This window comes from Rhodococcus sp. YH1 (genome assembly GCF_009939605.1).
In the GTDB taxonomy this organism is placed as follows: domain Bacteria; phylum Actinomycetota; class Actinomycetes; order Mycobacteriales; family Mycobacteriaceae; genus Rhodococcus; species Rhodococcus aetherivorans.
Window position 1 is genome coordinate 15,910 of the sequence record NZ_WVTE01000211.1, and the last position, 14,843, is coordinate 30,752.

General features: G+C 68.1%; 12 protein-coding genes, 1 pseudogene and 1 CRISPR repeat array. Of the genes and pseudogenes, 10 read left to right on the plus strand and 3 right to left on the minus strand.

Going from position 1 to position 14,843, the window contains the following annotated elements:
- Positions 1 to 250: 250 nt before the first annotated feature.
- From AIIKEEIJ_RS15310 to AIIKEEIJ_RS15320, 3 genes are all read left to right on the plus strand, one after another.
- Positions 251 to 1,183 (plus strand): hypothetical protein, encoded by a 933-nt coding sequence (locus AIIKEEIJ_RS15310; RefSeq protein ID WP_161996006.1) that lies wholly within the window; start codon positions 251 to 253, stop codon positions 1,181 to 1,183.
- A 118-nt stretch (positions 1,184 to 1,301) separates the two neighbouring features.
- A complete protein-coding gene (locus AIIKEEIJ_RS15315) occupies positions 1,302 to 2,498 on the plus strand; it encodes an OmpA family protein (protein ID WP_161996007.1) in 1,197 nt (398 codons plus the stop codon).
- Positions 2,499 to 2,526: 28 nt separating this feature from the next.
- Positions 2,527 to 2,886: a hypothetical protein gene (locus AIIKEEIJ_RS15320; RefSeq protein WP_161996008.1), complete on the plus strand. Its 360-nt coding sequence runs from the start codon at positions 2,527 to 2,529 to the stop codon at positions 2,884 to 2,886.
- A gap of 36 nt (positions 2,887 to 2,922) precedes the next feature.
- Here the strand turns inward: AIIKEEIJ_RS15320 and AIIKEEIJ_RS15325 are convergent, their stop codons facing one another.
- Both AIIKEEIJ_RS15325 and AIIKEEIJ_RS15330 read right to left on the minus strand, forming a co-directional pair.
- Complete coding sequence (locus AIIKEEIJ_RS15325; RefSeq protein WP_161996009.1) at positions 2,923 to 3,585, minus strand: CRISPR system precrRNA processing endoribonuclease RAMP protein Cas6; 663 nt, start codon at positions 3,583 to 3,585, stop codon at positions 2,923 to 2,925.
- Positions 3,586 to 3,919: 334 nt separating this feature from the next.
- Positions 3,920 to 5,136, minus strand: a pseudogene (locus AIIKEEIJ_RS15330) (integrase catalytic domain-containing protein).
- Between the two features lie 162 nt (positions 5,137 to 5,298).
- On the opposite strand from AIIKEEIJ_RS15330, the gene AIIKEEIJ_RS15335 reads away from it, so the two are divergent.
- The 5 genes from AIIKEEIJ_RS15335 (at position 5,299) to AIIKEEIJ_RS15355 (ending at position 12,574) form a co-directional block, all read left to right on the plus strand.
- Positions 5,299 to 7,056 (plus strand): IS1634 family transposase, encoded by a 1,758-nt coding sequence (locus AIIKEEIJ_RS15335; protein WP_202917086.1) that lies wholly within the window; start codon positions 5,299 to 5,301, stop codon positions 7,054 to 7,056.
- Between the two features lie 345 nt (positions 7,057 to 7,401).
- Positions 7,402 to 7,998: an NYN domain-containing protein gene (locus AIIKEEIJ_RS15340; protein ID WP_161996011.1), complete on the plus strand. Its 597-nt coding sequence runs from the start codon at positions 7,402 to 7,404 to the stop codon at positions 7,996 to 7,998.
- A 213-nt stretch (positions 7,999 to 8,211) separates the two neighbouring features.
- Positions 8,212 to 8,804: a CRISPR direct-repeat array (repeat unit 36 nt; unit sequence GTTTCTGTGCCCGTAGGCCGGATGGAGCGTGTCGAC).
- 328 nt (positions 8,805 to 9,132) lie between these two features.
- Positions 9,133 to 10,983, plus strand: coding sequence for a CRISPR-associated endonuclease Cas1 (gene cas1, locus AIIKEEIJ_RS15345; protein ID WP_161996012.1), 1,851 nt, complete (start codon positions 9,133 to 9,135; stop codon positions 10,981 to 10,983).
- Between the two features lie 28 nt (positions 10,984 to 11,011).
- On the plus strand, positions 11,012 to 11,290 hold the full coding sequence (gene cas2 / locus AIIKEEIJ_RS15350) for a CRISPR-associated endonuclease Cas2 (protein WP_161996013.1): 279 nt from the start codon (positions 11,012 to 11,014) through the stop codon (positions 11,288 to 11,290).
- Between the two features lie 468 nt (positions 11,291 to 11,758).
- On the plus strand, positions 11,759 to 12,574 hold the full coding sequence (locus AIIKEEIJ_RS15355) for a cutinase family protein (RefSeq protein ID WP_161996014.1): 816 nt from the start codon (positions 11,759 to 11,761) through the stop codon (positions 12,572 to 12,574).
- On the opposite strand, the gene AIIKEEIJ_RS15360 is transcribed toward AIIKEEIJ_RS15355, so the two are convergent.
- Complete coding sequence (locus AIIKEEIJ_RS15360; protein ID WP_161996015.1) at positions 12,549 to 12,929, minus strand: hypothetical protein; 381 nt, start codon at positions 12,927 to 12,929, stop codon at positions 12,549 to 12,551. The genes AIIKEEIJ_RS15355 and AIIKEEIJ_RS15360 overlap by 26 nt on opposite strands.
- Positions 12,930 to 13,159: 230 nt before the next feature.
- Here AIIKEEIJ_RS15360 and AIIKEEIJ_RS15365 point away from each other — a divergent pair, with 230 nt between their 5' ends.
- Both AIIKEEIJ_RS15365 and AIIKEEIJ_RS15370 read left to right on the plus strand, forming a co-directional pair.
- Complete coding sequence (locus AIIKEEIJ_RS15365) at positions 13,160 to 13,684, plus strand: LysE family translocator (RefSeq protein WP_338020965.1); 525 nt, start codon at positions 13,160 to 13,162, stop codon at positions 13,682 to 13,684.
- 135 nt (positions 13,685 to 13,819) lie between these two features.
- On the plus strand, positions 13,820 to 14,224 hold the full coding sequence (locus AIIKEEIJ_RS15370) for a hypothetical protein (RefSeq protein ID WP_161996016.1): 405 nt from the start codon (positions 13,820 to 13,822) through the stop codon (positions 14,222 to 14,224).
- Positions 14,225 to 14,843 lie beyond the last annotated feature (619 nt).

Sequence of the window (14,843 nt, forward strand, 5' to 3'; positions counted from 1 at the left end):
CCTGTCGACTGCTGTCGACTGGGCGATTCCCGATCGGGAAGTCGTCCGGTGTCGGAGGAGACCATCGATGAAGTTGTGACCGGAGAAATCCGGCGGACGGCAATCTTGGCTCGAGATCGATCATCGTGTCAAGCCCTCACCGCAGGCCCTCTCACGTCGCCCGGGGGTGACGACCTGGGTGTGTCCCTGACTGTTGCGGTGTCCCCGCGCGGGGGATCGGTCCGCCGCGCCGCTCCGGAAGGGAAAACCGATGACCACATTCGATCCCACCGACCTCGTTGCCGGTGTCTCGGGCGCCGACGGTGAGCACGTCCACCGCTCCACCCTGCGTGAGCACGCCCGCCAGCTGCAGGTACGGGCCCTGGCGTTGCCGCTGTGGGCGCTGCTCGCCCGCGAGGCCGGTTGGTGGGTGATCGTCGCCGCTGCCGTCGTGCTCGAACACCCCCTCGTCACATCGACGTTGGCGCTGGTGATGCCGAGTGCCGGGGACCGGGCGTTGGCGATCGCGGCGCTGGCGTACCTGGCGGTGTACGTGGCGTTGTGGCACGCGGTCGGGCACCGGATCGCCGAGGCACGCCAGCTGTACCTGGCCAGCAGCAGCAGCGGCACCGCCCGCCGTCTGAACCCGGCGTTCGGGGCGCTGGGGGTCGTGCTGCTGACCGTGTCGGTGCTGGCGCTGCTCGGTGTCGCCGTCCGCCGCGCGCTGTCGTTGGCCGACAAAGCCGGATCGAGGGCGGTGACCACGCTGCTCGACACCAGCATCGATCCCCCGAGCATCGAGCAGCAGAACCTCACCCGCGAGCAGGCGTGGGGGCAGACGTTCTGGCCGGACCTGATGTTCACGATCTCGGTCATGGCGCTGCTCGCCGCGCTGGCGGTGTGGATCGGGTTCACCGCCGCGCCCCGGCACCAGGCGCTGAGCCTGCACCTGTCCCGACGCGCGGCTCACGCCGCCGCGGCCCGGGCCGCCGCCGCAGCCGCGGCGCATGCCGGCGCCGAGCGGCGCGTCGCCGCCCGGCAGGACAGCATGCAGGACCGGGACGTGCAGGCTGCGGCCCTGCTCGACGTCCTCGACGCCCGCTTCGACCGCGCGAAAACCACCGTCCGGCACCACTTGTCGTACCGGCAAGGCCGCCCCGAAGCCACCACGGCCCTCGCCGACGATCCTTCCACCCGCCGGTGACCGCTCCGGTGCCCCACCCTCCGGTCCACTCCCAGGGAGCGGTGGGGCACCGGGCGCTCCGCCCACACAGGTCTGTCCCTGACTGCACCGGCACCCCCTCACCCGAAAGGCCACCTCCATGAACCACCACACCACCACTGCCGGTCGCACGACCGTGTCCGCCCTCGCCGTCGGGGTTGCTGCCGCCCTCACGGTGATCAGCTGCGGCTCCGCGCCCGCCCCGACCGCCGCGCCGCTGCCCTGTGACGTCGGCGCCGGCCCGGTCGGGCTCGCCGTGGGACAGCGGCAGAACACCCCCGCTGTCCGGATCGACGGGACCGTGCGGGCGGTGCTTGCCCGCGCCGTCGAGGCCGCGGCCCCGGTAACCGTTGTCGCCGTCGACGGCGACCCGGCAGCCGTGCGCAAGTTCCCCGCCGTCGACCTGCCGAACAGCTCCGCCGCTGCCGCCGAGGCCGCCACCGAGGCCGTAACCGCGGTGACCGGCGCCGTCTCCGGAGTGCGGGCCGCTGCCCCCGAAGCCGATGTGCTCACCGCGCTCGCGGTCACCGCGGACGCGGCCCGCGCCGCCGGCCCCGAGGGCACCGTCGTGCTGGTCGACTCGGGTCTGCAGACCGTCGCACCGCTCGACTTCACCCGACCCGGGATCCTCGCCGCCGACCCCGCCGAGGTCGTGCAGTTCCTACGCGCGAGCGGACAACTCCCCGACTTGAGCGGCACCGCGGTGCTCTACGCCGGCCTCGGCGCCACCGCCGCACCGCAGGACCGGCTCACCGACAGCCAGGTCGCACACCTCGAAGCGCTCTACCGCGCCCTCGCCGAGGCAGCGGGGGCGCGGTGCGTCGCCGTCGTCGACCACACCCCGTCCACCGCGGCCGTCGGCGACGTTCCCCCGGTCTCGCCGGTGCCCGTCCCCGACCCGGTCAGCGTCACCGCCGCCGACACCGGACCGATCGTGCTCGACGCCACCACAGTCGCGTTCCGCCCCGACACCGCCGACCTGGTCGACCCGGCCGCCGCCGATCAGATTCTGGCACCGCTGATCGCGCGGCTCACCGAAGAACCCGAGCGCACCGTCACCCTCACCGGCACCTGCGCAAGCGGGACCGGGCACGGCCCCGATCCGGTGACCCTGTCCGGCGCCCGCGCCAGCACCATCGCCGGGCGTCTGATCGCGGCCGGGATCGCCCCGGATCGGATCACCACCTACGGGGTCGGTACCGCCTTCGTCGAGTTCGTCACCGATCTCGACGCCGACGGCACCCTCCTGCCCGGTCCGGCCGCGCAGAACCGCACCGTACGCATCACCGTGCACTGACCCGCCCACCGGACCGGAAGGATCCGCCATGCAGCTGATCAACCTCACCGCGCACCCGGTGGTGCTGCACCGCCCCACCCCCCAGCCGCCGCTCGTGCTGCCCGCCTGCCCCCGGCCACCGCGCGTTCCCGACACCGACCGCCCCGGACGGCGGTGCCTGCCCGATCTCACCATGCCCGTCGTCGAACTCGACACCGGCACCACGGTCGACTCTCTCCCGGAACCGTGCCCCGGCACTGTGTACGTCGTCGGCCGACTCGTCGCGGCGGCCGCACCGCACCGCACCGACCTGTTCGTTCCCGGACCGGTGTACCTCGACCCCCGCACCGGGCTTGCGGGCTGTTCTGCGCTGCTGCATCTGCACTTCCCACCCGGAGGGGGACGGTGATCGGCCGGCGCGGCCGCGGTCAGCGTCACGACGTGGTCAGGCCTGGTGGTCGAGTGCCTGAACCTCGACCTGCCCGAGTCCCCCCGTGGTGTCGACGCCGACCCCGGACCAGGTCGCGAACCGCCACAGTGCTTCGAACCACACGACGGCCGCTGCGGACGCGGACATGCATTGCAGCACCACATCCACCGTCGATGTGGGGCGCGTGTGCGCCGCTCCGTTCTTGTACGCGACCTGCTCGTCACCGCTTGGCAGCACTTGCCGGATCGAGGTGGCGATCGTGCACCGGCGCAACTCCTGCTTGACCGTCGCCGGCACCGCCCACCGGCCCGGGTCACGCCGCACCCCGGACACCGGCGTCCACGACAACATGTCGTTCCAACGCCGGGCCAACCTCTCGGTCACCAGGCCCGGTTCGAAAACGACCTCCGCCGGATCGGACCACGCCCACGGCGTCACACTGCGTACCCGCAAGGACTCGGCCGGCATCACCCGCCCGGAGTGTGCTCGCCGGATCCACTCGACCTGGGAGTGCTCGACGATTTCACCGACCGGGGTGCACTCGAGCTTCGGCCCCTTGGCCACCTCGAAGCACTGTCCGCGACGGTGGTGCGGGTGCCTCGGCCAGCTGTACCGATCGGTCAACCACACCACCGACATCGTCAGGCTCCCAGTTCCGGGGGCCGTGCCGACCTGCACGGCACGCGGTTTAACCGGGTCGTTATGGGTACCTTCGTGTTCGCCGATCAGCCATCGACCGATCTCGGCGTACTGAGCCGGTCGCAATCGCGGGCACCGGCCGCCCCCTGCGATGTCGAATTCCACCTGCACACGTTGCACACCCGAGAGCTAACACCACAGTTCCCGGTGACCGCCTCCCCGCACCACCCAAACCGGTAGCGCCCCTACCCCGGCCGCTTCAGGGTCGACAACCCCCATGAGGGCAGGGCGGCATCCGCCGCGAGCGAACCCAGCACACCGCGCGTGTCGCGCCGAACCCGCGGGCCCCTCCACTAGGACCTATTGCCTCATGTCAAGATGCCCGCGAGGACTGCTTCGTTGACTCATGTGCCGATGCCCGCGTGACGGGTGCCCTTCGCGCGGGCCCCGCCTTGCTGGTCGTCAGCGTCAACAGCTCGGTAGTCAGCGCCTGGATCCCCCGCTGGAGGGCGGCGGGGTTCAGGCGAGCGTAGGTGTCGGCAAGGATGGCGAGGTCTTCCTCGGTGAGTTCGTCGTGTCGTTCAGCACGCCGATGCGGAGTGGCCGCCGTGTCGTACTTCTTGATCACCTTCGCGCCCTCACGGACCTTCGAGATCAGTTTCTGTTGCGGGCAGAAGTAGTTGGCCAGCTGCGACTGCAACACCCAAATCTTGTCGAGCAGCAGCAGTTCTGCCTCGGTGTCGTAGCGGTGGTAACCGACCACGGTACGCACGATCGCCCAGTTCTTCTGCTCCACATGGCAACCGTCGTTGGAGTTGCCCGGCCGGGACCGGGTGAAGGTGATCTTGCGTTTGTCGCACCACGCGAGCAGGTGATGATTGATGAACTCACTGCCGTGTCGCTGTCCACGCCGAGGATCGGGAACGGCATGATGCCGGCGATCTCGTCGAGGGCGGCGATCACCCATCTACGCGCCTTGTTGCGCACGCTGCGGTTCTCGGTCCATCCGGTGGCGATGTCGGTGACCGTCAGGGTGTAGGCATGATCGCCGACTGCGTTGCCGCCCTCGTGGCCGACCAGGTCGATCTCGACGAACCCTGGTTTCGCATCGTCCCACTGCGCCCAGGTGCGGATCGGGATTTGCGACTTGAGCAGCGACCCCGGTTTGGTGTGGCTGCGACCTCGCAATTGGTGTTTCTTCCGTTCCGGAGCCAAGCGCCGGTCGATGGTGGCTGCGGACATCCGCACCAGCAACGCGGCGGTCTCGTCGTCGATGTCCAACTCCCCGAAGTGGCGTAGCCGCGGCACCAGCTCGGCCAGGACCGGAGCCAGCCGCTTGCCGGCCGGCATCCCCAACACTGCCCAGCAGAAGACGAGTGCAGCAACGGCCTTCGGGCCGTAGATCGGTGGTCGGGGTGTCCGCGGACGCACCACTCGCGGCCGCAGCGCGCCCCGCAGTGCCTTACGGGCGTGATCACGATGCCAGCCGGTGGTGGCACACAACTCGTCCAGGATCCGCGCTTTACCGGCCTTGTCGGCCCGCATGTAGCGGTTCGCGATCGTCTTGGTCACGGCTTTGCGCTCGACCATCGTCCCCGAGTTCCGCAGCTAATCGGGTTACCAGGACATGACGGAAGGTAAGTGCGCAGGTCAGCGGCCTGCGAGATGCTGACACAGCCGGAAATTCCTAGTGACACGAATTTGTCTTTTTCTCCTACATGAGCAGTCTTTTCTCTGGTAGTGTCCGGTGACATGTTCGTGAGGACCTCGTCACGGCGGAACAAGGACGGCACCACGGTGCGGTACCTGCAGCTGGCCCACAACCAGTGGGATCCGGCGAGCAAGTCGTCGAAGATGAAGGTGCTCTACAACTTCGGTCGTGCCGAGGATGTGGACCGGGCCGGGATCGAGCGGCTGATCGCGTCGCTGACCCGGTTGCTGGACACCCCGGTCCCGTCCGAGACCGTGGAGCCGGGTGCGGGGCTGACGTTCTGCGAGTCCCGCCCCCTGGGCGGGGCGTGGCTGCTCGACGGCCTGTGGGCGCGGCTCGGCGTCGGCGCCGCGATGCGGACGCTGCTGGCCGGCGGCCGGCGGGACGCCGCGACCACCGAGCGGGTGCTGTTCGCGCTGGTCGCGAACCGGGCGTTGGCGCCGTCGTCGAAGCTGGCCGCGTCGTCCTGGATCGGCCAGGACGTACACATCCCCGGGCTGGCAGTCACGAGCGACGACGCCTGCTATCGGGCAATGGACTGGCTCGTCGGCGTCGAGGAGCAGCTGGCACGCACCGTGTACGGGTCGGTGGCGGACCTGTTGAACCTCGAGGTCGACCTGCTGTTCTTCGACACCACCTCCACCTACTTCGAGACCGACGAGGCCGACCCGCCGTGCTGGCGCGACGAGCACGGACGGCCCGTCGACGATTCGGGCGACGGCACGGGCGAAAAGTCCGGCGCTGACGGCGCCGGCAGTCCCGAGCCGCCGGCGGGATCGGTGCGGCAGGCCGGGTTCCGTGCCTACGGGAAGTCCAAGGACCACCGCGACGACCTGCCGCAGGTGGTGATCGGGATGGCCGTCACCCGCACCGGGATCCCGGTGCGGGTGTGGTCCTGGCCGGGAAACACCGCGGATTCGGCGTTGATCCGGCAGGTCAAGGCCGACATGCGGGACTGGAACCTCTCGCGCATCGTCTGGGTGGCCGACCGCGGGTTCGCCTCCGCGGAAAACCGGCGGTACCTGCAGCGCGCCGGCGGCGGCTACATCCTCGGCGAGCGGCTGCGGTCCGGGTCGGCCGAGGCCACCGCGGCCCTCGCCCGGCAGGGCCGGTACCGGGACGTCGCCGACGGCCTGCGGGTGAAGGAGGTGCGCCTCGGTGAGGGTGAGCGGTTCGTGATCGCGCACAACCCGGAGGCCGCCGACCGTGATGCCGCGATCCGCGCCGAGATGCTCGACCGGCTCCGCGAGACGATCGCCGGCTCGGACACGCTCACCGCCACCAAGCGGGCCGAGCTGCGCGGGGTGCTCTCCACCAAGCCGGGCCTGCACCGCTACCTGCGGGTCACCGCGGGTGGGTTGCTGCGGGTCGACGCGAAGGCGGTCACCGCCGAGGCCAAGCTGGACGGCAAGTACCTGCTGCGCACCAACGAACAGCACCTGTCCGCCGAGGACGTCACCCTCGGCTACAAGCAGCTGCTCGAGGTCGAACGTGGTTGGCGGGACATGAAGCAGATCCTCGACCTGCGGCCGGTGCACCACCGGCTCGAGGAGCGGATCCGGGCGCACGTGCTGTTGTGCTGGCTGGCGCTGCTGCTGATCCGGATCGTTGAGACCACCACCGGCGACACCTGGACCACCGTGCGGCGGGAGCTGCAGCGTCTGCACGTCGGTCACTTCACCGGCCCCGCCGGCAGCTACCGTCAGAGCACCGCGCTCACCCCGGCGCAACGCGGCATCTTCACCGCCCTCGGCGTGATGCCCCCGCCGCGGATCCTCGAACTCGCCACCGCCGACTGAACACCGCACTCCGACAGTCCTAGTGACACGCCGTGTCACCGGGCAAACGCGCCTTCCCGCAGGTCACGACCCCAATCCGCGTCACCTTCCCACACCGGAGCTGCGGAACTCAGGTCGTCAATCCCATCCTTCGGCGGTAGCGCAACTCCGAGCGCACCCTCGAACGACACGCCACACGCGGGCATTCTCGAGTGAGTCAACGAAGAGGGCTACGCGGGCATTTTGGATGAGTCAACGCGTAGGATTGACTTCGCAATCAGAGGGAGATATAGTTTCGCGCATTGCTCCCCGCCGTTCTTCGGGATACTGAAGAACTGGCGGGGCTTTTTGCAGGTAGGAGATGCCGTGTCGGACCGGATCGCCGTATTCCTCGACTATCAGAATGTCCACCTGGGCGCGCATAAGGTATACCGACCCGACGGCCGTAAGGAACACTCGATCGTGCATCCGCTGGCCCTCGCCGAGCGCATCGTCGCCAAACGCAAGTTCGGTGGCGAACTCACCTCGGTCCGCGTTTTCCGGGGCCGCCCCCGCCCAGACCTCGCACCGAAAACCGCTGCTGCCAACGATGCGCAAACTGCGGCTTGGCAGCGCGACGAACGGGTTGTAGTCACCCGCCGCCCCCTGAACTACCGGCACTATCCGGAGCAGAAACCTCAAGAGAAGGGTATCGACGTCGCACTGTCGATCGATCTCGTTCGCGCTGCCATCGAAGAGCAGGCCGACGTGCTGATCGCATTCACCTCGGACACCGACATCCTTCCCGCACTCGAATTTGCCTTCTACCGACCCGGCCCCCGCGTCGAGATCGCTGCCTGGGCCAAAGGGAACCGGGCACTGTGGTTCCCCGAGGAAAAACGCAACAAAAGACTGCTGCCGTACTGCCACTTCCTCGACGAAGAAGACTTTGAAGCAGTCCGCGACCGCACAACCTATATCTGACATCCGTACCGCAGACACACACCGCTATCGGTTCGTGCCCTGGAAGGAACCGCGGTCACGGATTCTGCGACTGCAAGCGGACGACCCGGTGCGCACTTCGGAGCAGATTCGCTCGGCAGCAGCTCGTGCGCGCTCCTGGGCCCGTAGATAGAACCCCCGTAGGCGGATGGAGCGTGTCGACTACTTCACGCCAGCCAGCGTGAAGATCGCCCGGTTTCTGTGCCCGTAGGCCGGATGGTTCATGTCGACGATGAGTGGACCGGTATGCGGTGGGTGCCGATGTTTCTGTGCCCGTAGGCCGGATGGAGCGTGTCGACTGTTCAGCAGTTCGCTCCGCAGGCCGCCCCGATCGTGTTTCTGTGCCCGTAGGCCGGATGGAGCGTGTCGACACTCCGCCGCCGGCTCCGACGGCAGACTACACGTTTCTGTGCCCGTAGGCCGGATGGAGCGTGTCGACCTAGAAGATGGGGATGTCGAAGAGTTCGTAACAGCGTTTCTGTGCCCGTAGGCCGGATGGAGCGTGTCGACCGGCCCGAAGGTCATTCCGCTGCGGAGGATCGGTTTCTGTGCCCGTAGGCCGGATGGAGCGTGTCGACTTCAGCAGATCACCGATCTCGCGAACCAGGTCGCGTTTCTGTGCCCGTAGGCCGGATGGAGCGTGTCGACGAAGGCTAAGCGCGCAAAATGGCTCGCCATTGGGTTTCTGTGCCCGTAGGCCGGATGGAGCGTGTCGACGTCTTCTCGGCGCTGATCCAGTTCCCTGAGTGGTCGTTTCTGTGCCCGTAGGCCGGATGGAGCGTGTCGACCCTAACGCGGATTAGGGGGTCTTGACCAGCATAGACACGGCAAGAAAACACGCACCCTGCCAATCGGCCTCACATCCTTGGATGCAGGGTGACCTCACTTTCGCTCTACCTGCACAAACGCATGCGCGCACCTCGTACGCGTATCGCGTCGCTCTCCGGATGGAGCGCAGCGTCCGGTGTCAGCGACACGCGGTTCTGCCCCCCCCAATACTCGATCCGGGTGTGGGGAAGCTGGGTCGACTTGCCCCAGATCCCTGCCTGGGAAGAACTCAAGGTTCTTGTCCCTGAGCCACTCTACGAACAACGGTGAGCGAATGGGGGTGGCACGATGGGTAAGGCACTCAACGAGGCGGCAGCCCAGCAGAACGTCCTCGATGCCTGGCAGACGACGAAATCCCGCCTGGCATGGGAACCCGCCCCCAACGCCGAGATACAGGCCTTCACCACCAACCTGCTCGCGCACCTGACGGCAATCAGTTCCTCCCTGCGGGATCGTTCCTGGATGCCCCAGCCCATGCGGCACATCGAGATCGCGACGCAGTCCGGCGGCACCCGGGCACTTGGCATCCCGACCGTCGTGGATCGGGTCACCGAACGCGCCTTGGCGGCGGTGATCACCAGGGCGGTCGACGTTCGGCTGCAGTCGAGCTCATACGGCTTCCGCCCCGGTCTCGGTGTCGCCGATGCCGTCGAGGATCTCCAACAGCGAATCAGCGCCGGGCGCCGGTGGATCGTCCGTACGGACATCGCTGCGTGCTTCGACAGCGTGTCCCGCCGCGGGTGCGTCCGGGCACTGGCCGACTTCGTCGACGACCCCGACCTCGTGGAGTTGGTCCGCCGGCGGATCGACCCGCCCGACGGCGGCGCGGGCGTCGTCGGGATTCCGCAGGGGTCACCGTTGTCACCGGTGCTGCTCAACGTCTACCTCGATGGCCTCGACCAGGAGCTGTGGATGCACGGTGTCGAGGCGATCCGCTACGTCGACGACATCGCCGTGGCCTGCGACACCCGCGAGGAAGCACGTGCGCAGCTGGAACTCGTGCGTACAAGCCTGGCAAGTAGGGGACTGCGCGTGCACGAGAAAAAGACGTCGATTGTCGACGCCGATCGCGGTGTGCCGTTTCTCGGACGCACCGTCACCGGCGCTGATCCGCATCCTGAGCATCGCCTCGCCTGTCCTTCCCGGATCACGCTGCACATCACCAGCCGTGGCTCGGCGTTGCGGGCGCGAGGAACCAAGTTCGTCGTCACCCAGCACGGCGTGAGCACCGTCCATCCGGCGCCGCGCACGCGCATGATCGTGTGTCACGACCGCACGCTGGTCTCGACCGCGGCCCTGACGCTGGCGGCACGACACGATGTCGAGGTGGCGATCATCGACCGTCATGCGGGTCTGACCGGGTTCCTGTCCCTGGCCGGCGCGCGCTACGACACCGCGTACGCACAGCGAACCGCCCAGGGCGATGCGAAGTTCGCGTTGACCGTGGCGCGGGGCATCGTCGAAGGCAAGATCGCCAACAGCATCACTCTGCTACGCAGGACACCGGCCCGGCGACGGCGTGTCCCGGCTGATGTTCTCGCACGCCTGCAGCATCTGCGCACCCGGAGTCGGGAGACGGAGACCGTGCAGGCTCTTCTCGGTGTCGAGGGCAGTGCCGCCCGTTTGTACTTCCAGGGACTGCGCACGCTGGTGCCGGACGAGTACGGATTCCTCGGTCGCCGACGGCGGCCACCGACCGACCCGGTCAACGCGATGCTCTCCTACTCCTACACCGTGCTGCTCGGTGAGGTCACTCGCGCCGTGCAACTCGCCGGTTTGGATCCGAACCGTGGTTTCCTGCACCGGCCGTATCGGGGGCGCCCCAGCCTCGCCCTCGACGTGATGGAAGAGTTCCGGGCCCTCATCGTGGACACCTGTGTCCTGCGGTTGATCGCGACCGGCGCAGTCCAGCTGTCCGGCTTCACCACCACGAAAGAGCAGGGATGCCGGATGGACACCGGCACCAAGCGGTCCTTGGTCACCGAACTCGAACGGCGGCTGCTCACCGTCGTTACCCACCCGTATCTGCGGCAGAAGATGACCTACCGTGAGTACATCGAACACCAGAGCCGGCACGTCGCGAACCTGGTCACCAGCCCGCAGACGCAAGGACCGTATATGCACGTGTCCTGGCGTTGACCCCCACACGATGCTGGAGGTGATCTTTATGCCGTTCGCTCTGGCGATGTACGACATCGCCTCCGACCGCCGCCGGGCACGTGTCTCCGAACTTCTCGCCGACTCCGGACCGCGAGTGCAGCTGAGTGTGTTCGAACTCGAGCTGGCCCGTCACCGTGATCTGACCATGCTGTGCGACAGGCTCACCGGCATCATCGATCACCACCACGACCAGGTGCGCATCTACACCGTGCCTACCCTCAGGGAGGACCGCATCATCCTGGGAAACCGGGTGCTGCAAGAACGTCTGCCGTATCTCATCGTGTGATCGACTCGGGTGAGCCGCCCACGAGACACCGTCCGCGATGAGGACGGCAGACATACAATGCGGGCGGTGAACGCACCCGGCCACCAGCCGACGCGCCGGGCGGGACCGCGTGGGGTGGGGCCCGCCCTGTGGCCGCGAGGTCCTCGGCGTCGGGCTCCGAGTTTTCGAAACTCTCAGGTGCACTCGTTCACGCGTAGCGGCCCGGAAAGTAGCGGCTTCGTTCCGGAACGTCTGGGGCGACCGCGTCTCGAGAATGCGCCACCATTGCTGCGATGGTGCCTGCACCCGGCCACGGTCGGCGGCGGGCACACACTCAACGATCGGTGCAGCTTCACCTCGACGACGAACCGCGCCAAATGGGCGTGTCGGTGACGTCGGGGCGCTCGCTTCGCACACGTGAACGCCTCGGTCCCTGAGTATCCCGGTACCCCCGGCGAGTTGCTCGCCCGACACGGCAAGGACACCGACATGACCGACCCCACCCGCCCCGCCACCCGCACCGTGCGCACCGCGGCACCGCGACTACTGGCCACCACCATCGCGGCCGCGACACTGACAGCACTCGGCACCGTCACCGCGACCGCCGCCCCTACCCCTGCCTGCACCCCGGTGATGGTGCTCGGGATCCCGGGAAGCACCGAAGGCGCCGCCCACCACCCGGGATCCACGCAGGCGCGCGAGGTGTACGGGGCGACGGTCGCCGACGCCGTCGCCGGCGCCCGCGCCGGCAGCGACCACCCGGTCATCGCCGAAGCGGTGAGCTACCCCGCCGTGCTCAGCCTCAACTTCACCGACGGCAAGTACACCGCGTCGAAGGACACCGGCTACGCCCGCACCTACCACACCCTCCACACCTGGGCGCGGGCGTGCCCGGAATCACGGTTCGCGCTGATCGGATACAGCCAGGGCGCCCACATCGCCGGCGATCTCGCCCAGACGATCCTGCACGAGCACACCCCGATCGCCCCCGACCGCCTCGCCGGTGCACTGCTGCTGGCCGACCCCGGGTTCGTCGGGTACGGCGCCCGCACCCAGGCTCTGCGCTACGACGCGAAGACGAACACCTTCACCCCGGTCGACTCGGGCCGCGCCGGACCCGCACCCCGGGTCAGCTTCGACGAGGACGATCCGGTCTACTCGATCTGCTTCGTCGGCGACATCGTCTGCACCCCCGGCACCTCGGTCGAGCTGCACGGCCGCTACGCCACCGCAACCTACGCGCCGACAGGCAGGTCCGCCGCGTACACCTACGGACAACTCATGGCCGCCGAAGAACAGTGGTGACCAGGTCGCAACGGATCCGGTCCCGGGGTCTCTTCGTCCCGGCACCCGACCCGATCCCACCGCTGTCGCTCGATCTCCTCCGGAGTGGTGAACTGGTCGAGCCGATCCAGTGTGGCCAATCGCCGAAGGCGACGAGTTGTTTGTCCAACCGGGCGATCTCGACGCCCGCAGCGGCGCCAACCCTGTCGGCGTCGGCCTGGACCCGGCGCCGATACGCATCGAGCACATTCGGGTCGGCCAGCAGCCCGGTCGCCGCGGTGATCGACGCGACCACCTCGATCAGATGCTCGAACGCGGTATGCCGCGGTATGCGTTGACTGCCGTAGCAGCGGCACGGCCTCCGCCAGGTGGACACGGCCGTGCTAGTCGGCCCGCGGTGAGCAAAGATCCTGCTCGCCCGCAAAGTACCAGGCTCAGCACCTCTCGGCTCGAACCGGACCCTACCGACATCGAGTGGGGAAAACCCAGTTCGGCGCACTGACATCCCGGTGGGAGTCTCACATCGGTAGGTTCTGCATATGTGAAGTGCCACTGAAGTTGGCCAATCGGACCAGGTAGTTCGGGGACTCGACAGATACACCACCGATCGGTGCCGAAAAGAAGAGGACGGGCGCACCCCTCCGGACGGTTCACTCGGACGCGGTCTGGGTCACCGTGGCGATGCTGGGGGTGGCGATCGGACCACCGAAGGTGCTCGCCGTCGTCCAACTCCTCGGGGCCGTGCTGCTGCTGTCGCTGGCCGTGGCGACCCTGCGAGCGCGGCCCCTCACCGACACCGACCCGGACGCACCCCCGCGGTCCCCGTCGGCGTCCTTTGCGCTCGGGGTCGCCACCAACATCACCAATCCGAAAGCGGTGGTGTTCTTCCTGGCGGTGTTCGCCACGCTGATACCGCAGCACGCCTCCGGAGCGGACAAGCTCACCGTGGCGGTGTTGCTGATCGCCTCCGAGGCCGCGTGGTTCGGTACCCTCACCTGGTTCGCCACCACCAGGGTCGTCGACCACTGGCTGCGGTCCCATGCCCACGCGTTCGCCCGCACCACCGCCGCGGTCCTGGTGATTCTCGCCGGGATCGTACTGTGTTCGGGCACAACAGAACTGCTCACCTGACCCCCCGCCGGTGACCGCGGGTCCGGTGCGCCGCCCCCGCTGGGCCCACCGACACCGACCCCCGGGGTGGGTGGGGGTGCGGCGCCGCTTCCCCCGCCGGAGCCGGCGGCGAGGCCTACGGGTGCGGGCACGCGGTTGTCCTACCTGCCGGCGGTGCTCGTCTCGCTGGTTGCCAGTGTGGGCGTGATGATCGGCAGCGTCGGCCCGTGGGTGAGCTTTCTGGCGTTGTCCACGCACGGCATCGAAGGTGACGGCGCCGTCACCCTGGTCCTGGGAGCACTCGCAGCTGCCACCCTGGTCTCTGTTGTTCGAGGCGGGGGCACAGCGGGGTTCGGGCGCCGGTGGGCCAGCCCGCTGATCGGAGCCCTCTGCCTGATCATCGCGGTGCTCGATCTTTCCGAGGTGGCCTCGGTCGGCATCGAGTTCTTCGGCCCGCGACTCGGAGTGCAGATCGGGTGGGGACTGTGGCTGATGACGCTCTCCTCGCTCGTGCTGCTGGTCGCCGGGGTATCGGCGGCGAAGAAGACACGGAGAAGGTAGTTGCTGCAGGACGGATGGGATGGCCTCAGGCCGGGCGTCACGCACCTCGGAGCGGCCCACCTCATGTCGTTCCGTGCAGGATCACGCGGGCGTGGTATCGCTCGCCTCGATCGGAGTGCGGAGGAGCACGTGACCGTGATCCGAGCAGCCACGGGGATCCGGGCCATCACTGGTTTGTCACCCTCGGGGACGGCACCGCGGTGGCCAGCCCTCTGGGCACCGAGGGGCGCGCCCGGCTGCTGTAGTCGTGGCGGTAGATGTTCGCCGATTTCCTGCACTGGCTGTACATGATCGGACGACTCCCCGGAGCCTGACTTTCCTGGCACCGATACTGCGGTCGGTTCCGCTACGGACTGATCGACGACGGTTCGATCGTGCCGCCGGCGGTCGGGCACACCGCATCGGTGGCGTTGCAGTCCACCGCACACGATGCGGGGTCTATGGAACTCGTAGGCACGACCGAGCCGTCGGTCGGTGGAGAAAAGTGCCGTTGTTCGGACCAGGGGTGTTTTGTCCGGTCTGCGGGTCTATCGCTACTGTTTCCGATGTTGTCAGTGAGCCGAGTGTGGTGTGCGCATCGGGGGCGCGTGGACACGCGGTGTGAGAAGAGAGTCCCCGA

Excerpts from the sequence above, each read along its gene's own strand:
- AIIKEEIJ_RS15335 (WP_202917086.1), top strand. The coding sequence starts at position 5,299 with ATGTTCGTGAGGACCTCGTCACGGCGGAACAAGGACGGCACCACGGTG.
- AIIKEEIJ_RS15315 (WP_161996007.1), top strand. The coding sequence starts at position 1,302 with ATGAACCACCACACCACCACTGCCGGTCGCACGACCGTGTCCGCCCTC.
- cas1 (WP_161996012.1), top strand. The coding sequence starts at position 9,133 with ATGGGTAAGGCACTCAACGAGGCGGCAGCCCAGCAGAACGTCCTCGAT.
- AIIKEEIJ_RS15320 (WP_161996008.1), top strand. The coding sequence starts at position 2,527 with ATGCAGCTGATCAACCTCACCGCGCACCCGGTGGTGCTGCACCGCCCC.
- cas2 (WP_161996013.1), top strand. The coding sequence starts at position 11,012 with ATGCCGTTCGCTCTGGCGATGTACGACATCGCCTCCGACCGCCGCCGG.
- AIIKEEIJ_RS15355 (WP_161996014.1), top strand. The coding sequence starts at position 11,759 with ATGACCGACCCCACCCGCCCCGCCACCCGCACCGTGCGCACCGCGGCA.
- AIIKEEIJ_RS15310 (WP_161996006.1), top strand. The coding sequence starts at position 251 with ATGACCACATTCGATCCCACCGACCTCGTTGCCGGTGTCTCGGGCGCC.